Source organism: Geobacter sp. DSM 9736, assembly GCF_900187405.1.
In the GTDB taxonomy this organism is placed as follows: Bacteria; Desulfobacterota; Desulfuromonadia; order Geobacterales; family Geobacteraceae; genus DSM-9736.
In genome coordinates this window covers 1636490-1654561 of sequence record NZ_LT896716.1, presented here as the reverse complement: position 1 = coordinate 1654561, position 18072 = coordinate 1636490, and the positions used below count along the sequence as shown (strand labels likewise).

The following is an 18072-nucleotide window of genomic DNA, read 5'->3' as shown; positions in this document are numbered from 1 at the left end:
CCAGGGTTGAGTGGTGACGCTGGTTAACTATTCCACAAACAGGGACGTTCCTCAAGGGCAAACATGGCTACAGACCATGACAGGTGGTACCAGTGGAACGTCGAGCTTTCCCAGCTGGTGGCTGCGCAGGATGGCAAGCTGGTCCTGTATACCCGAGACCGGGGGAAGGCCCGCCCATCGGAACAGATCGGGAAGTGCACATTCCGGCTCGCAGCGGAGGAATGGGCCGGCTGTGAGATAATGTATGAGCTTCATTGTCCGCAACCCGTCGAACCAGCCGTGAAAAGCATTCAGGAGAAATTGCTGAGTCGGGTGATTACGTTGCAGCCGCTTCCAAGTCTCGGGAAAATCGATTCCATCGAGATAATGGGGCAAATCCGGGGAAATTTTCGCCGCACGTCTCATGAGGAGATCACCCGGGGCATCCGGATGCCCTTCAACCAGCGACAGCCACCCGGCCAGTATCCGGAAGCAGGGTGCGGGGTAGAAACGGACGGCATCCTGCTCTTCCGACAGAAGACGCGCAACGCTGCGTCCCGTGCCGAACGGGACGCGATGGGAGGGGCGGGGGGAGGGGTAGACGACCGTGCCCTTGACCTCTGATATTCCTGCTGTCCTGTAAAGCTGCTGGAGGAAATAGAAATCTTCCCCTGCATTACGGACGTTCATGCCTCCTACTTTAAGATAGGCGGATAGCCTGCATGCCATTGCGCTGCCGACTGTATGGAAGGCATAAGGGGAGCCGGCGAGGGAAAGCCCGAGAACGTAGGCGCGCAGGAACAGCTCATATCGGTGGATGGCCAGTTGTCGCTGCGGCATGTCGGTTTCCTGATGCCGAAAGGGGATGACGGCGCCCCCGTAGGGCGATGCCATGAAGTGGTCCAGGACAGCCGGCAGATAATCGGGGCGGACGATGGTGTCGCCATCCAGGGCGATTAGGATCGGGTCCTGGTCAAGGTTGAGCCGGCAGAAGGCGAGGTCGAAGCCGAGTTTTCGTGCCATCCCGACTCCTCCGCGCTTTTCCGGAAGCTCTTTCCCCCTGCAGCAGGCGTCCACCCACGCGAGATTCGGGATTCCCCCGTGGTCTCCTTTACGCAGCCGTTCCAGGGTTATTCTGTTATCTTCCCTGTCGCCGAGGGGAGCATCGGCCCGATGGTTGACTACAACCATTACAAGGAATCTGTTAAGTATATCGGGAGGGTTCCCCGCGAGTGATGAGAGTGTGTCAAAAAGATACTTGCTTTCCGCGAGGGCAGGGATAGCCACCACTCCGTCAAAGCCGGTGGCGGCAGTGCCTTCCAGGTTCCATGGGCCCCGTATCCCGCGGGTTGCCTGGTAACGTTCCAGACGGTGGCCGTTGGATGCACGACCTGCTTCAGGCATTTATGTTCCCCATTCTTTGCAGGACTTGCAGCGCCTGGTCCAGCAGATCGTCTCCTCCCGAAAGCCAGTGGATGGCGGTGCCGTTTCGTTCCATGCGGCGGAACCAGGTTTCCTGGCGCTTCGCGAAGTCATGGATAGCGCTGTTCAGTTTCTGGAAGAGGTCGTTCCTGTTCAATTCTCCACGTAGATGACGAGCTATGAACCGGTATTCAAGCCCGAGGAAGTCAAGCGTTTCATGGCTTACCCCCGAAGCCAGAAGCGTTTCCACTTCCGTGATGAGACCGGCGGCCATTCGTTCTCTAAGCCTAGTGGTGATGCGTTCTCGCAGGACACCACGATCCCAGTGAATTCCGAACGTTATCGGGTGAAGTCCAAGGGAACGGGGCAGGGTGTGCGGATCGTGTGTCGCTATTTCTATGGCCCTAACCAACCGTGCACGGTCGATGAGGTCCGTGGTATTGTGAAGACGCTGACCCGTGCTCCGCAGACGCTCCGCGAGCTTTTCCATGGAAAGTTCCGCCAGTTCCCTCCGAAGCTTCTCGTTTTCAGGGACTTCCACCATCCGGTAGCCGTTCAGGACTGCTTCCAGGTAGAGGCCGCTGCCTCCGACAAGTACCGGCAGGAGGCCCCTTTCGCGTATGTTTTCGAAAGCCTCAAGGAACCGGCGTTGAAACTCGAAGACGTTGAACTCGGTCCCCGGGTCGACAATGTCGATGAGGTGATAGGGAATCTCCCCATATTCTCCCAGGTCCTTTCCCGCACCCAGGTCGAGACCCCGATACACCTGCCGTGAATCAGCGGAGATGATCTCTCCTTTGAAAGTGCGGGCCAGTTGGACACCAAGCCTCGTTTTACCGGAGGCCGTGGGGCCGAGAATGACCAGAATGTTGCAGTGGGGGTGATTTTCCGAGGGAGCCGGGGCGATCATGGCGCTCACTGTAACATGAGGAAAGAAAGTGTTCCAGGTTTTCCGGATAAACAGAAAGGCCGGGAAATCTTCCCGGCCTTTCATCAAAAAAAAGATAGGGAAAGGAGGAGGTGGCCTTCCCCTATTAATAGCGCGGTCTACTCCTGGAGCCCGCGCTTCGCATGTGCCGTATGGCGCTCGTTTGCTTCCAGTTCCTTCATCCGTTTTACGTTATGGATGACCTCTTGGACATTTTCCTGGAAAAACCTGAGGGTTTCCATGTTGTCATCTATCGCTACAGCCATGAAGGTAGTGGTCTTCCGACCGCAGTGACGCCGTACCAGCGACACAAGGCGAAAGGAGCATTGTGGGTGATGTTCGGAAGGGTCAAGATATCTCTGTGCCATGATTGACCTCGTGCTCGGGAAGTAGCGTTTGTTTACTTCCTGTTACAAGGACGATACCAACAACCAGTATTGTTGATGGAAAAAGTTGAAGACGCCCCAACTGCAGGGGCGTACGGGGGAAGTGTCACATCGGATTGAAAATGTAATTCAATGGGAGGATGGTTCTTTTCTGAACACGTTGTTGAACTGTCTGATCACTGCTTCTTCAGATTGAGGCGGTTCATAGCGTCGAGCCCGTGGAGGAGTTCCAGCGCTCGAAGCATCTGGTAATCATTTCCCAGCTCCAGGTTCTTGAGGTTCTTTACAGGCGCCTCCTCCGCGGGCGGAGCGGGAGTTGCAGCTCCTTCGGACATATGGTTGTTCAGGTCCTTTTCGCGTATGTCCGGTTCATCTTTCTTCTGAACGTTTTTGAGGTCGAGGCGCGCTACCACAACGTCAGGAACTATTCCTTTTGCCTGAATCGAGCGGCCGCTCGGTGTATAGTAACGGGCAGTGGTGAGTTTCAGCGCACCTCCGTTTCGAAGCGGCATTACCGACTGTACGGAGCCTTTTCCGAAACTCTGGGTTCCCATGATGACGGCGCGTTTGTGGTCCTGGAGAGCGCCGGCGAGGATTTCCGAGGCGCTGGCGCTGCCGCCGTTGATAAGCACTACAATAGGATAGTATGGTTCCTTCTCTCCGACATTGGCGCTGAGGCTGTTCTGCGAATAGCTCTCCCGTCCTTTCGTGTAGACGACAACGCCGTTGCTGAACCCTTCCCCGATGAATCTGTCTGCTACCTTCACCGCCTGGTCGAGAAGGCCTCCCGGATTGTTGCGAAGGTCTATGATCAGCCCCCGCAAAGTACCGTTTTGTTGCCGTAACGTTTCAAGCGCTTTTGCGAAGTCCTCTCCTGTCCGTTCCTGGAATTGGGAGATCCTTATGTAGCCGAAGCCCGGCTCCAGTGATCGTGATTTGAGGCTCTTCACCAGGATGATGTCACGCACGAGAGGGACCACGAGCGGCCTGGGCGCTCCTTCCCTTACAATGGTAAGGGTGACCTTCGTTCCTTTTGTTCCACGCATGAGGCTCACTGCTTTCGTGATGCTCATTCCATGAGTATCCTTGCCGTCGATCCGGTAGATATGGTCGCCCGGTTTGAGCCCCGCCCGGAAAGCAGGGGTATCCTCGATGGGGGAAATGATGGTAAGTTTTCCGTCTTTCATGCTGATCTCGATGCCGAGGCCGCCGAAGGAGCCCGACATCTCGACTTTCATCTCTTTGAACGAGTCGGGGGGAAGGTAGGCACTGTGCGGATCGAGGGAAGCAAGCATTCCGGTCACGGCGCTCTCGACCAGCTTCTTGTCCTCCACCGGCTCTACGTAGTTTTTCTTGACGAACGCCATTACCTGGGTCAGCAGCTTCAGGTAGTCGGTAGTCGGTGTGATCCGTTCGCTGCGCCACAGGCGAAGGCCGATACCGAAGCCGGCAATCACGAGCGATACAACAACCACAACAAAAAGGAGTTTTTTCCTACCCTTCGCCGCCATGCTCCATTGCCTCTCTTCCGCAGATTATGCATTTTCCCTGATATGAGAATGAAAATGTCCCACTTTAATTTCGGAGCTGAATTCTGTCAACTGCGATGTTAAGCGATGACGAAGCCGGCGACCTCTGAATGTTTGCTCCACTATGAAAATCTTGATTAGCATGGGCATTCGGGCTACCATAGCGCGCCGATGAGGTCATGACTGCCCTGCGGTTGAAGTTTGATCGTTCGCTTGCAGCTCCTCAGCGACAGTAAGCTCTATGAATATCGCCAGACTCAGGTGGCCCAACACCCGGATACGATATGACAATAGGAAAACAGCGGCTAGACAAGGTGCTTGTTGATCGAGGACTGGTTCAGTCTCGCGAACGTGCACGGGCGCTTATCATGGCTGGGCTCGTCGTCGTAAACGATCACCGTGCCGAAAAAGCGGGGGCTGCGGTCGCACCAGATGCGGACATAAGGATAAAAGGGGAGATCCTCCCTTACGTCAGCAGGGGAGGGTTGAAGCTTGAAAAGGCTCTCAACGACTTCAGGCTCGACGTTACCGGAAGGACAGTCATCGATGTCGGAGCTTCCACCGGCGGTTTTACAGATTGTCTGTTGCAGCGGGGAGCGGGTAAGGTATATGCGGTGGATGTGGGTTACGGGCAGCTGGCATGGAAGCTTCGCCAGGACCAGCGGGTAGTGAATCTCGAAAAGACGAATATTCGATATCTGACGCCCGACCGGCTTCACGAACTCCCGGATATGGCGGTGGTGGATGCTTCTTTTATCTCCTTGAACAAGATTCTTCCGGCACTTCTTCCTCTGATCGGCGGCGAGGGCTGTATCGTAGCCCTAATCAAGCCCCAGTTCGAAGTCGGACGCGGCGAGGTAGGTAAGGGAGGAGTCGTCCGGGATTCCGCCCAGCACCGCAGGGTGATCGAAGAGGTTCGGGAGCTGGCTGTTGAGCTGGGGTTGGAGGTGAAGGGTGTCGTGGAATCACCCATTCTAGGACCGAAGGGGAACAGGGAGTTCCTCATTTGGCTCCAGCGTGCCGGTAGTGAATAACATCGACAATTTTGAAGGAGGAGCCGAATGGACAACTGTATTTTCTGCAAGATAATTAGCGGTGAGATCCCGGCAAAGAAAGTATACGAAGACGATCTGGTCATTGCGATCGAGGATATCTCCCCGGTTGCGCCGGTTCATCTGCTGGTGATTCCCCGGCAGCACATAGTGAACTCGCTCGATATGCGCCAAGAGCATGAAGGGCTTATCGGACGGGTTTTTACGGTTGCGGCACGTCTGGCCAGGGAGAAGGGTGTTGCCGAAGAGGGCTTCAGGATCGTCAACAACAACAATGCCGGGGCGGGACAGTCAGTATTCCACATCCACTTCCACCTGCTTGGAGGAAGGAGCCTTCAATGGCCTCCGGGGTAGCGGCGGATTCAAACGCAAGGTTCGGAAGGGCGTTCAGATTTGCAGTGGTCGCAGCGGCTCTTCTCTGGGCTGGTTCGGCATGCGCAGAGACATACCGGTGGGTGGACGACCATGGGACCATCAATTTTACGGAGGACCCGGGGCGCATACCTGCCAAGTACAGGAAAAGGGCGAAAACTTTTGGAGTGGGATATGTTTCGCCTCCGGCTTCTCCAGTGCTTGCCTCTTCCGATGCCGGTGCGCCGCTGCCTCAGTCTGAAAGCCATGAGCAGGTGCCTGCTTTGCGGCAGGAAGAGAAAAAAGTCTTCGGCGACCGTGAGGGAGCCGCCTGGAGAAACGAGTTCGTTTCGATCCGGACTGATCTCAAGGCTGCTGAATCCCTGCTGACCGATACCCGGAAGCAACTCGCGGATTCGGGGAGAATGTCGCGCCGGGAGTACCTGACATTGCAACATTCCATCAGGAACATCGAAAAACAGGTGCTCGGCCTCAGGGGAAAGCTGGATCTTCTCGATGCGGCAGCTACCAAAGTGAGGGTTCCCGAGGACCTGCGCCGATAACACCAGTCCTTGCTGATGTTCGGCAATAAAGAAAGCCCGAAGGCAAATGAGCCTTCGGGCTTTTTGAATTGATGCTGCGAGGTAGGGAGGATGTGCGGCATCAATCCGCATGCTCCGGGGTTTCCGTAGTGCCGGCGAGAGATGCTGACCCATCGTCAAGCATAGTCCGGGAAGATGCTTAAGGCACCCCTTGGGGCGCACACCGCATCCGGACCCGGAGCTTTTCAACATAAAGTCGTCAGGCTCGTCGCAACGTCACATACCTGAATTCCAGAGCGTTTAAAGAGCGGCCTCATAAGAGGTGGTGCGGAAAGCTGCACCTGTGAAACTGTATCGGATCACGCCAAGGGAGCTTGAGGAAATATTTGATATACAGCCGAGGGGTGCCTACAGCCCTCCTGGCAAGGCAGTTAGTTGTATGATTGTAACTTCAGCAGACGGTGACGGAGGCCGTGGAGCCGTATGTCCTGCCCAGCTCTGCAGTACCTGGGGGAGATTGACACACTGGATGATTGCTGCTACCGTAACGCGGCTTTCGTCCTGAGAGTCCCCCACTCATCTTTATCAGGAGGTAACTGCAGCAATGGCGTATCCAGATATCGATCCCGTATTCCTTCGCCTCGGCCCTCTTGAGTTTCGCTGGTACGGGCTCATGTACATCATAGGATTCATTGCTGCCTACTTCATAATTTCGGCAGGGGCGAAGCGACGTGGGCTCCCCCTGAGCCGCGAGGATGTGGCCGATTATCTCTTTACGGGTGCTCTCGGGGTAATTCTCGGGGGACGGACCGGATATATTCTCTTCTACAACCTTGCCTTCTACCTTGCGAATCCGCTCAAAGTGTTCGCCATATGGGAGGGAGGAATGTCGTTCCATGGGGGACTCGCTGGCGCCATCCTCGCCACCCTCTGGTACACCCGAAAGAAGAAGGTCGCTTTTTTTGCCGTCGCCGATCTCTGTGCCATGGCGGGGCCCATTGGCCTTGGCCTCGGTAGGATCGGCAATTTCATCAACGGGGAATTGTACGGCAGGGCTACAGACGTGCCTTGGGGCGTCGTCTTTCCTGGTGGAGGGGGCGTGCCGCGCCACCCTTCCCAGCTTTATGAGGCGTTGCTGGAAGGTGTGGTGCTGTTCACCATTTTGTGGCTTGTGATGCGGAAGAACCCGCCGTATGGAGTTCTATCCTGGCTCTTTCTGGCATTCTACGGGCTTTTTCGATTTTTCGTCGAATTCTTCAGGGAGCCTGACATGCAACTCGGGTTCGTCGTGGAAAGGTTTTCCATGGGGCAGCTATTGAGCCTGCCGATGGTGATCGTAGGAGCGGTGATGGTTTGGTGGTCGTACCGGCATGCGCACGGGGGACGGAAGGTATAAATCGCCGCTAGTGCAGCTTTTTCGACATTTCCAGTACATTTCCGTCGCAGATCTTGCTGTATTTGACCGAGTCCATGAAGGACTTGATGATGAAAATGCCCCGCCCGCGGTCTTCCAGTTTTTGAAAATTCGGTTTCGGAATCGAGTTGATGTCGAACCCCTGCCCGTTGTCGAAGACCTTGATTACGAGCTCGCTGTCGCTGATGTTGATATAGATGTGCACCATTTTGTCGGGGTCGTCCGCATTGGCGTATTTGATCGCATTTACCATGGCTTCTGTAAGAACCAGGTTGATGTGATAGGCGAGCGTCTCCCGGTCTCCCGTGTAACGGTCGAGTTCCTTCACGACATCCTCGCCGATACGCCCGATTAGGCTCAGATAGCGGGTCTGGTTCGGGACCTTGATGTCGACTTCGATTTCGTTCTTGTCCATGCGTCTCTCCGCTAGAAGTTTTCGAGCGCTTCCTGCGTGGATGGAAAAATCTCGAATACGCGGTGCAGTCTTGTCAGTTCGAACATCGACTTCACCTGGGGCTGCAGTGCCGACAGCTTCAGGTTCCCCTGATGCGATATAGCGTTCTTAAATCCAGATACGAGAACTCCGAGTCCGGAGCTGTCTATAAAACGCACATCTTTCAGGTCCACGAGTACATTCTTCTTTCCCTCGGCGAACAGCCGCTGCATTTCTGTTTTCAGCTCTCCCGAGTTATGTGCGTCGAGCCGCTCTTCCTTCACGAAGATAACCATGATCTCGTGCTTATTTTCCAGTGTCAGGTTCATGGGGTTGCTCCTGTACGTATGAATTCAAAATTACTCACAATTCTTTTTATATAGCAATATCTCATCCGGCACAACCACTTCCTTCCAGGACGGCGTCAGACGATCCGCATCACCACAAGCGAGATGTCGTCTTCAAGCGGATGCCCGCTGCAGAAGCTGGTTACCTCCGAAAGTATTCGGTTGATAACCACATCCGGGTGCTGATCGTGAACCTTCGAAATGATCTCGCAGAGCCGCGTGGAGCCGAAAAGTTCCCCTGTTTCGTTCTGTGCCTCCGTGATGCCGTCCGTATAGATCACGAGCACATCTCCTTTTTGCAGCCGGATAGTCTTCTCCTCGAAAACGACATCCTTCTTGATTCCGAGGATAAGTCCCTCCGCGTCAAGTTCGCTGCAGGCGAGCTGTCCGTGTCGGAAGAGGATCGGCTGGTTATGGCCGGCGCTCGAATAGGTGAGGACGTGGGTGCTTACGTCATACTTGATGTAGAACATGCTGATGAAAAGCTCCGCCCTCGTCAGATCCTCGTAAAGAAGGTTGTTCAGGACGGCGAGGATGTCGCTCGTGCTGTCGGTGAAGCGGAACTGGGCTCGAAGGACGCTTCGGGTTTCGACCATTATGAGAGCGGCTCCCACGCTATGCCCCGAGACATCGGCAATGACGGCATCCAGTACAGTAGTGCCGCGCTGGAAGAAGTCGTAGTAATCTCCCCCCACATGAGTAGCGGGCACGCAGGTGCTGGCCAACTGCATGCCTTGCAGTTCCGGAGGGGAGGCCGGCAGTAACGATAGCTGTATCTGTTTTGCCAGCTCCATGTCCCGCAGCACCCGTGCCTTTTCCAGCAGTGCCTTTTCCTTCTGCTGCCGTTCCTGTTCTCGCGCCTTCATTTCGGAGTCGATTTTCACGGCTTGGGCGAGCTGTCCCGCGAGACTTCCGAGGAGCCTGATGAAGGGCTCGGTGAAGAAGCCGATGATTGTCTTCGAAAATACCGAAAGCACCCCGGTCGGGGGAGATCCTTCGCTTGCGATGGGGATATGGGCAAAGGACTTGATCCCCTCCTTCTCCATGATCTCGCGGGAGCGGGGCTTGGTGATGTTTGCCGTGTCGTTTATGAATTGCGGCTTGTTGGAGAGGAATGCCTCCCCTATGTAGGTGTCTATCTCTGGCAGCCAGTCGCTCTCGGTAATGCTCCGGGCTTCGCTTCCCCGGTAGCTCTGCACAGTGAGAATTCCCTCCTTGTTTATGAGACGGATGATCGCAAGGTCGAACTTGAACTCGTTCAAGAGAAGGCCGAGAAGATCGTCCATGATGGTCTGGAGATCCGTGGTCCTGCTCATGATCTCCGATGCCCGCAGCCGTACGTATAGAGCCTCGCGGCTTTCCGCCAGGGACGAGCGAACGGTGCTGAAGATGTCGTAGACCGATTCCATCTTCGAGCCGAGGTCGGAGAGATAGCTTTCAACTATTGCTCCTGCTGCCGCTGCGCCCACCGAAGCTGCCAGAGATTTTTCGATGAATCGCTTCAGTTTGGGGAGTTCGAACTCAGAAACGCTCCCTTTTTCGTCGATCTCCCTGTCACCGAGGTAGTCGGCTATGGCGGCGTGAGCCTGAGCCTCGCCTATGAACTTCGACATCAGGGTTACGAACTGCATGATGGTAATAGGTTTTGAGAGCCGCTTCGTCTCCCATGCAATCCCGTTTTTCTGGGGATCGAATACGTCGATGAACTTCTTTGCCTGCTCCCGCTCCGTATCATCCTGTTCCAGCAGAATCGAGCAGGCGAGATACCCTCCGATATTGAACAACATGCTCCAGAATAGGGAATGGGTCCAGATGTCGAAGCCGGTGAGTCCGAAGAGTGCCGTGGGGCGCAGGAGCTCGATTCCGAAAGGCCCATGGTCGAGGATTTTGCTGGGCCACCAACCTGAACTGATGAGGGAGGGGATGAGGAGCGTATAGAACCAGGCTAGGAAGCCGAGGAATATCCCGGTGATCGCGCCGGCCTTGTTTCCCCGCCGCCAGTAGAGGCTCCCGGCCAAGGCGGGTCCGAACTGGGCAGCAGCGGCAAATGAAATGAGCCCCATGTTTACCAGCATGTATGTCTCGCCCACGATCCTGTGGTAGAGGTAGCCGAGGAAAACGACGAGAAAAATACCGAAACGTTTCAGGTTTATGAGAAGCAGGGGGAACCACGCCCGTGGTTTCAGTTTTACTACGATGGGCATGAGGAGATGATTCATGAGCATGGTGGAGATTGCTATGGATTCCACCATTACCATCCCCGCCGCCGCCGAGAAGCCCCCCAGGAAGGTGAGGAGGGCGAGCCAGCGGTGGCCGGTGTTGAGAGGGAGGTTGAGAACGAAGTAATCGGCGCCGTGGCTCCCTCCCGAGTAGATGATTCCGCCGAGTGCGATGGGCATCACAAACAGATTGATGAGGAAGAGGTAAGCCGGGAAGAGCCACATTGCTTCCTTGATATGCTCCTCATCCGAATTCTCGATGACCATTATATGAAACTGTCTGGGGAGAAGCATAACCGCTCCCATCGAGAGAAACAGCATCGTGAACCAGCTGACGAAGGAGTCGTCGACGTTCTGACCTATTGTGGTGAGGCGGACGATGAGGTCCCCCCGCTCCTGTATCCTTGAGAAGATGTCGGTGAAGCCGTCAAACATGACGAAGGTGACGAAGAAGCCGACGATCAGAAACGTGGCGAGTTTTACAACCGATTCCACTGCAATGGCTGCCACAAGCCCTTCGTGTCTTTCAGAGGAGACCAGGTGCCTTGCACCGAAGATGACGCCGAATATTGCGAGAATCAGGGCCGTGAAGAAATCCGAATGGGGAGTGACTGCGGGTGCACCGTGGGCCTCGAGTTGCAGAGCTGGATATCCGCAGATTATGTCGAAAGTGGTCGAGACCGCCTTGAGCTGAAGTGCGATGTAGGGCATGATCCCAAGGATCGCTATTATGGTGACGAGCGCCCCCAGCCACTGCGACTTCCCGTACCTGGAACTGATGAAGTCGGCAATGGAGGTTATGTTGTTTTCCTTGCTTATCCGGACGATCTTGCGCAGCAGAAACCACCAGGAGAATGCTGCCAGTGAGGGTCCCAGATAGATGAGCAGGTAGTCTAGCCCGGTGGTGGCAGCTTTGCCGACGCTGCCGTAGAAGGTCCAGGAGGTCGCGTAGACCGCGATGGAAAGGGAATATATATGGGGATTGCTTATGATGCTCCGCCCCAGTTCCCGTTTCCGGTCGGCATAGTAGGCTACGAGGAAGAGGAGGAATATGTAGAGGAGTGAAACCCCTACAACCAGTTCGATCCCCAGCTTCAAAGCTGGTCTCCTCTTTGCTTCCGGTCGTTTTCGCAGAAGCCTATCGCGCGGGTGAAGAAGTAGATGACAAGTATCGACACCAGCCAGCCGATGGAGAAGTAGAGGAAAAGGAGAGGTATGTCGAATATCAGGAAAGGCTTGTTGAAGATGGTGATGAAAGGGTAGTTCATCATGATGATGCCGAGAATGAAGAAGATCACCCACGATTCTGTCAGGCACATCCGGCGTAGGAGGCGTTTTTTAAGGGTGCGGCGTTGCGTCATACGAGCCCCGTCTCCCGAAGAATGTGCTTAAGAATATCATCAATCGGTAACGTTGTATCGATAAAAATAAGGTTTGCTTCATCTGCTCCGGGGGGCTCGAATTCCTGTCGTTGCAGGTGATAGATCTCCCAGCGTCCGTCCGACACGCCCCCTTTCTTTTCAGCCCTCTCATCGAGCCGCTGTCGAGCCGTGTCTTCCGGGCATGAAGTGTGGATGATGAAGAACCTGGCCCCGGATTGCCCAGCCACTGCTCTGAAGATGCTCCTGTCAGATTTGCGGCGGAAGGTTGCATCGATGAGAACGCTCCGACCCCGTGCAAGGGCTTCTTTTCCAAGGTGCATCAGTTGCCGGTAGGTGGACTCGGTAAACGCTTCGGTATAAATGCCATCTCCATACTGGGAGTAAACATGCCGGACTTCAGGCATCCCCGCCAGCTGTTTACGTACGATATCCGACGTAAAAATTTCCAGGTCCAATTCCGTTGCCAGTGCAGCGGCCACCGTGCTCTTGCCGGTTCCCGTTATCCCGCAGGTAACGAAAAGTGTGAGTGGCAGGCGGCTTCTGAGTACGTAATTGCGGGCAAGATGGAGATATTTGGCCGCCTTCCTTCGCGCAGCTTCCTTTTCTTCGCCGGGAATCTGAGGATCCCTGAGCCGGAAACTTTCTACTTTTCCCCGCACCACCGCGCGATATGTCGAATAGAATCCGAGCAGTCGCATCAAGTCCGGATCACCTGTGGTGGCGGTATATTCCTGGACGAGGGGAGTAACAAGGTCGGACCTTCCATGAAATTCCAGGTCCATCACGAGGAACGCCATGTCGGCGGCGGTGTCGGAGTAGCGGAAGCGATCGTTGAATTCGATGCAGTCAAAGATGTTGACCTGATCGGTGAGGCAGATATTTTCGAGGTGGATGTCGCCGTCGCAGTCCCTGATGAAGCCGCCCGCCACCCGTGCCTGGAAAAGCTCCATCTGCTCGTCGAGGTATTGCTCCACCCAATCCCGGATGAGACGCAGGTCCTCCCGGCTCACCGTTTCTCCTGTAAAAGGGGCAAGCTGCTCGAAGTTTTCCTGCCAATTGCGCCGTATTGCGGCAACTGTTCCGTACTCCCCGATATTAGGGCTGCGCTCCGCTCTAAGGTGGAAGGCGCCGATCACATGTCCGATCCGCCTCATGTCCTCTTCTGAAACCTTACCCGTCTCTATCAGACGATCCAGCATCCTTTCCGCCGGGAGCCTTTTCATCTTTACCGCATAGTCTATCACAGCCCCGCTCCCCCCCACTGTGGGGCCCTCCGGCGAATCACGTACTTCGACGACCCCCAAGTAGATATCGGGGCAGAGACGCCGGTTCAGCCTGACTTCCTCTCCACAATAGAACCGCCGCCGGTCGAGGGTGGTAAAGTTGAGGAAGCCGAAGTCGACCGGCTTCTTTATCTTGTAGACATGCTCGTCGGTGAGAAAGAGGAAAGAGACGTGAGTCTGAATCAACTGCACGGAACGGGTAGGCTCAGGGTAGGCCTGTGTCCGGAGAAGGGCTTTGATCATCGCCTGGTTCATTATGCCGCCTTGCCCGCATGATTGGCGTACAAAGACCATATCATAAACGGCTGTCTCCGCAAGAGATAAATATTTGACCGTGCAGCTGTTTTATGCTAGCTTTTCAGGTGCCGGAACTCCTTCTAAAACAACGGTATATCGCTTTTGGGCAAACGTCAGTGACCGGGCGTGCAGAAGGAATTGCCTTTGGCAATTCTTTCGGGGCGGCTGGTATTTTTTTCCGTTCTCAAGGACCCTCATGAAGATTCTAGTATCCATCGTGGCCGGACTCTCCGCGCTCGAACTGCTTGCTGCCTGTGCATCAGGTCCTCAACAAACAAGAAGCGCTTCTGCCGGTCCGTCGGTCGATATAGTGGATTCGAGGAACATGTATCTCTATGCTCAATCCCGGCTGCACAATTTGGAAGGTGATAACGAGGGTGCACTCGCGCTGCTGCAGGCTGCGATCCAGGCAGATTCCGACGCTCCTCACCTTCATCTTGCTGCTGCTGGGATATACTTGAAGATGAACAGGATCGAGGATGCTTTGAGAGAGGCCGAAACGACGGTGAGTCTCGATCCGAAGAATCTGAAAGCCTACACCCTCGCCGGAAACCTTCTTGCGGGGCTCAAACGGGATAAGGAAGCAATCGTCTATTACCGGAAAGCCAAGGAACTGGACCCCTCCAAAGAGGAGTTGTACATGCACCTGGCGATCTCATACGTGAAGCTCTTCGAGTATGGAGAGGCGGTCAATACGCTGAAGGAACTCGTCGCTGCGGTGCCGGATTCTGCAATCGGCTACTACTATCTCGGCAAGACGTACGATCAGATGAAGCTCCCTCTGGAAGCGGTTCAGTATTACCGGAAGGCTGTGGAGTTGAAACCTGATTTCGAGCAGGCCCTGATCGACCTCGCCATTACAATGGAGGTGCAGGGGCGATACGATGACGCCATTGCCGCCTACAAGAACCTTCTAGAAGTAAACCCGAGCAATACAAACGTCCAGCAGCACCTGGTCCAGCTCTACATCCAGCAAAACCGCCTTCAGGAGGCCCTCTCCCTTCTTCAGGGGCAGATGGGAAAAGGGGAAGGAGGCATGGACGCCCGGCGCAAGATCGGCCTCATATATCTCGAGCTCGAACGCTTCGATGATGCCATCCGCGAGTTCAGCGAGATACTGAAGCTGGAGCCGGAAGCCCAGCAGATCCGCTTCTACCTCGGCACTGCTTATGAAGAAAAAGGTGACCTTGATAATGCTCTGGAGCACTTTTCCCGCATACCGGAAACCGCTTTCAACTATTTCGACGCGCTAGGTCAGATATCCTTCATCTATAAGGAGAAGGGGGAGCCGCAGAAGGGGATTGCGCTCCTGGAGAAGGCGATAGCTTCAAACCCGGCGCGGGTCGAGCCGTACCTGCTCCTCTCTGGCCTCTATGAGTCGATGGAGAAGTATGAAGAGGGCCTCAAGACTCTCCGGAGCGTAGAGGGCCGATTCCCCAGTGAATCGAGACTGCTTTTCCGCATAGGCATCCTTTATGACAAGCTTGGGAAGCGTGACGAGTCGATCCTTCGCATGAAGAAGGTGATCCAACTGGTTCCCGACGACGCGCAAGCTCTCAACTACCTCGGCTATACCTATGCCGAAATGGGAACCAATCTGGAGGAGGCCCTTCAGTACATCAGGAAGGCGGTGAGCCTTCGTCCCAACGACGGCTTCATCCTCGATAGCCTCGGCTGGGTCTACTATAAGCTCAAACGTTACAACGAGGCCATAGTGCAACTGGAGCGGGCGGTCGAGCTGCTTGAGGACGATGCCACCGTCATCGCCCATCTGGCCGATGCGTACGCTGCCGTTGAAAATCACCGCAAGGCGCTCCCTCTGTACAAAAAGGCACTCAAGCTCGATCCTGACCGGAAGGATCTGGCCGAGAAAATCCGGAAAATCAAGGCGGAGACAAGTGACAAATGAGGGAAGGACGGATTGTCTGTTTGTTTCTGATGCTGGCACTTCTCGTGGCGTGCACACGGACAGAGACATCCTCTCCCCCCGTCCGCCGGGTTGCCGGCCCCCCCGCCCATGGTGACGCCCTCGTTCTCGGCTCCATCGGAGAACCTTCCAATCTCATCCCCCTTCTTGCATCAGACAGCGCCTCTCACGATGTTGCCGGCTATGTCTTCAACGGACTCGTCAAGTACGACAAGGATCTGAAGCTGGTCGGAGACCTGGCCGAGACATGGAATATCTCTGCAGACGGCCTTGTCATCACTTTTCGGCTTCGTAAGGGGGTAAAGTGGCACGACGGGAAGGATTTTACTTCGCGCGACGTCATGTATACCTATCGTGTCACCGTTGACCCCGCGACACCTACGGCATACGCAGAAGATTTCAAGCAGGTAAAATCGGTCGAAGCGCCCGATTCATACACAATCCGCGTCACTTACGTCAAACCTTTCGCTCCTGCCCTTGCCTCATGGGGTGCAGCAGTTCTTCCTGCTCACCTGCTCGAAGGGAAGGACATAACGAAAAGCGAGTTGTCCAGAAAGCCTGTGGGCACCGGTCCGTATGTTTTTAAGGAGTGGGTGCCGGGGCAGAAGCTGACGCTCGAATCGTTCAACGAGTATTTTGAGGGGGCGCCATTCCTTTCCCGGATCGTCTACCGCATCATCCCCGATACTTCCACCATGTACATGGAGCTCAAGGCCGGGGGAGTGGACATGATGGGGCTTTCTCCCGTGCAGTACTCCCGCCAGACCGACACGGCCGAATTCCGCTCACGTTTCAACAAGTATCGCTACCCCGCTTTTTCCTACGCCTACCTCGGGTATAATCTGAAGAATCCCCTTTTCGCCGATCGCCGCGTGAGGCAGGCCGTTACTTCGGCGATAAACAAGGATGAAATTGTCCACGGCGTCCTGCTCGGAATGGGGCAGGTGGCCAGAGGTCCCTACAAACCAGGGACCTGGGCCTGGAAGCCCGACATCAGGGACTTCGATTACAACCCGCAGCGGGCGATGCGGCTGCTGGCCGAAGCCGGCTGGACCAGCAAAAATGCCCAGGGGGTCCTTGTAAAAGATGGAAGGCCGCTACAGTTCACAATTCTTACGAACCAGGGGAACGAGCAGCGGCTCAAGGCGGCACAGATCATCCAGCAGCGCCTGAGGGTGGTGGGCATTGACGTGAAGATCCGGGTTATCGAGTGGGCCTCACTTATTTCGAACTTTATAGACAAGCGAGATTTCGATGCGATCCTGCTAGGATGGACCCTGGGCCAGGATCCGGATATCTTCGATGTATGGCATTCGAGCAAGACGGGGCCGAAGGAGCTGAACTTCATCGGGTACCGAAACTCTGAGGTTGACCGCCTCATCGAAAAGGGGCGCGGCACCTTCGACCAGGAGGAGCGCCGGCGCTGTTACTGGCGGATCCAGGACATACTCGCCTACGATCAACCCTATACTTTTCTGTATGTGCCGGATGCTCTTCCCGCTGTCAGCGCTCGCATCCGGGGGATTGAGCCGGCGCCCCAGGGGCTGACGCACAACATCATCAAGTGGTACGTTCCGAAGGCGGAGCAGGTATACTGATGCTTTCCTATCTTATGAGACGACTGCTGACCTTGGGTCCGCTCCTGATCGGCATTACGCTTATCACCTTCACCGTGATCCATCTCGCACCGGGGGCTCCGGTCGAGATGCAGCTCGATATGAGCCCGAAGGTTTCTGCGGAGAGCCGTGAGCGGCTGAGGAAGTTCTACGGCCTCGACAAGCCGCTCCATGTCCAGTATCTAACGTGGCTCGGAAAGATGGCTAAGCTCGATTTCGGCCGCTCTTTCGCTCCCGACAACAGGCCGGTGATCGACAAGATCAAGGAACGGATCCCGGTAACGCTTCGCCTCAACATCATCGCGCTGATCCTCGAATTCGCGCTGGCCATTCCCATCGGCATCTATGCCGCGACCCACCGCGATACCTGGGCCGACAAAGGAATCACCGTTTTTGTATTCATCGGCTTCGCAGTTCCGACTTTCTGGCTGGCACTCCTCCTGATGTACCTGTTCGGCGTCAAGCTCGGCTGGCTCCCGATATCGGGGCTACACTCCCTCGGATACGAGAAGCTGTCGTGGGGGGCGCAGTTGTGGGACCAGGCGAAGCACCTGGTGATGCCCATTGGGGTCGCGACCTTCGGGAGCCTCGCTGGGCTTTCCCGGTACATGCGTTCGAACATGCTGGAGGTTATCCGCCAGGACTACATAACCACGGCCAGGGCCAAAGGCCTCTCGGAGCGGGCAGTGATCTACCGCCACGCCCTGCGAAACGCGCTGCTGCCGGTGATTACCCTGCTGGGTTTTTCCCTGCCGGCTCTCATCGGGGGAAGCGTCATCTTCGAGACGATCTTTGCCATCCCCGGGATGGGGCAGCTCTTTTACCAGGGGGTCATGGCGCGGGACTATCCTCTCGTGATGGGAATTTTGGTAATCGGCGCGTTCCTGACCCTGATCGGAAACCTGCTGGCGGATCTTTGCTATGCTCTTGCCGATCCTAGAATCAGGCATGGACAGAAATGAGGG

The 18072-nt window shown here is 55.5% G+C and carries 16 protein-coding genes; 7 read left to right on the top strand and 9 right to left on the bottom strand.

From position 1 onward, the window contains the following. Positions 1–51: 51 nt before the first annotated feature. The 4 genes from CFB04_RS07500 to CFB04_RS07490 form a co-directional block, all read right to left on the bottom strand. Positions 52–1383: a glycosyltransferase family 2 protein gene (locus CFB04_RS07500; protein WP_088534697.1), complete on the bottom strand. Its 1332-nt coding sequence runs from the start codon at positions 1381–1383 to the stop codon at positions 52–54. Then, positions 1376–2311, bottom strand: a complete 936-nt coding sequence (gene miaA, locus CFB04_RS07495; protein ID WP_088536740.1) for a tRNA (adenosine(37)-N6)-dimethylallyltransferase MiaA — start codon at positions 2309–2311, stop codon at positions 1376–1378. Before miaA ends, CFB04_RS07500 begins: the two co-directional genes overlap by 8 nt. A gap of 137 nt (positions 2312–2448) precedes the next feature. Next, the gene (locus CFB04_RS17875) at positions 2449–2697 is read right to left on the bottom strand and encodes a hypothetical protein (RefSeq protein WP_157698750.1); all 249 of its coding nucleotides are present in this window, start codon (positions 2695–2697) and stop codon (positions 2449–2451) included. A 194-nt stretch (positions 2698–2891) separates the two neighbouring features. After that, positions 2892–4226, bottom strand: a complete 1335-nt coding sequence (locus CFB04_RS07490) for a S41 family peptidase (RefSeq protein ID WP_088534696.1) — start codon at positions 4224–4226, stop codon at positions 2892–2894. A gap of 302 nt (positions 4227–4528) precedes the next feature. Between CFB04_RS07490 and CFB04_RS07485 the strand changes: the two genes are divergently transcribed. The 4 genes from CFB04_RS07485 to lgt all read left to right on the top strand — a co-directional run bounded on the left by CFB04_RS07485 (position 4529) and on the right by lgt (position 7585). Then, positions 4529–5278 (top strand): TlyA family RNA methyltransferase, encoded by a 750-nt coding sequence (locus CFB04_RS07485; protein WP_088534695.1) that lies wholly within the window; start codon positions 4529–4531, stop codon positions 5276–5278. A 27-nt stretch (positions 5279–5305) separates the two neighbouring features. Continuing rightward, the gene (locus tag CFB04_RS07480) at positions 5306–5650 is read left to right on the top strand and encodes a histidine triad nucleotide-binding protein (RefSeq protein ID WP_088534694.1); all 345 of its coding nucleotides are present in this window, start codon (positions 5306–5308) and stop codon (positions 5648–5650) included. Beyond that, positions 5635–6210 (top strand): DUF4124 domain-containing protein, encoded by a 576-nt coding sequence (locus tag CFB04_RS07475; RefSeq protein WP_088534693.1) that lies wholly within the window; start codon positions 5635–5637, stop codon positions 6208–6210. The genes CFB04_RS07480 and CFB04_RS07475 overlap by 16 nt, the downstream gene beginning before the upstream one ends. A gap of 583 nt (positions 6211–6793) precedes the next feature. Continuing rightward, the gene (lgt, locus tag CFB04_RS07470; RefSeq protein WP_088534692.1) at positions 6794–7585 is read left to right on the top strand and encodes a prolipoprotein diacylglyceryl transferase; all 792 of its coding nucleotides are present in this window, start codon (positions 6794–6796) and stop codon (positions 7583–7585) included. Between the two features lie 7 nt (positions 7586–7592). Here the strand turns inward: lgt and CFB04_RS07465 are convergent, their stop codons facing one another. From CFB04_RS07465 to CFB04_RS07445, 5 genes are all read right to left on the bottom strand, one after another. Continuing rightward, on the bottom strand, positions 7593–8018 hold the full coding sequence (locus CFB04_RS07465) for an ATP-binding protein (protein WP_088534691.1): 426 nt from the start codon (positions 8016–8018) through the stop codon (positions 7593–7595). 11 nt (positions 8019–8029) lie between these two features. Further along, entirely contained in the window at positions 8030–8365 is a 336-nt protein-coding gene (locus CFB04_RS07460; protein WP_088534690.1) for an STAS domain-containing protein, read from the bottom strand. A gap of 95 nt (positions 8366–8460) precedes the next feature. After that, on the bottom strand, positions 8461–11700 hold the full coding sequence (locus tag CFB04_RS07455; RefSeq protein WP_088534689.1) for a SpoIIE family protein phosphatase: 3240 nt from the start codon (positions 11698–11700) through the stop codon (positions 8461–8463). Continuing rightward, positions 11697–11963, bottom strand: coding sequence for a hypothetical protein (locus tag CFB04_RS07450; RefSeq protein ID WP_088534688.1), 267 nt, complete (start codon positions 11961–11963; stop codon positions 11697–11699). The genes CFB04_RS07455 and CFB04_RS07450 overlap by 4 nt, the downstream gene beginning before the upstream one ends. Further along, on the bottom strand, positions 11960–13522 hold the full coding sequence (locus tag CFB04_RS07445) for a bifunctional aminoglycoside phosphotransferase/ATP-binding protein (RefSeq protein WP_088534687.1): 1563 nt from the start codon (positions 13520–13522) through the stop codon (positions 11960–11962). The genes CFB04_RS07450 and CFB04_RS07445 overlap by 4 nt, the downstream gene beginning before the upstream one ends. 238 nt (positions 13523–13760) lie before the next feature. On the opposite strand from CFB04_RS07445, the gene CFB04_RS07440 reads away from it, so the two are divergent. Genes CFB04_RS07440 through CFB04_RS07430 form a run of 3 tightly spaced genes read left to right on the top strand, consistent with a single transcriptional unit; the run spans position 13761 to position 18069 of the window. Then, positions 13761–15473: a tetratricopeptide repeat protein gene (locus CFB04_RS07440; protein WP_088534686.1), complete on the top strand. Its 1713-nt coding sequence runs from the start codon at positions 13761–13763 to the stop codon at positions 15471–15473. After that, a complete protein-coding gene (locus CFB04_RS07435) occupies positions 15470–17089 on the top strand; it encodes a peptide-binding protein (RefSeq protein ID WP_088534685.1) in 1620 nt (539 codons plus the stop codon). Before CFB04_RS07440 ends, CFB04_RS07435 begins: the two co-directional genes overlap by 4 nt. Then, positions 17089–18069: an ABC transporter permease gene (locus CFB04_RS07430; protein WP_088534684.1), complete on the top strand. Its 981-nt coding sequence runs from the start codon at positions 17089–17091 to the stop codon at positions 18067–18069. The genes CFB04_RS07435 and CFB04_RS07430 overlap by 1 nt, the downstream gene beginning before the upstream one ends. The last annotated feature ends 3 nt before the right edge of the window (positions 18070–18072 follow it).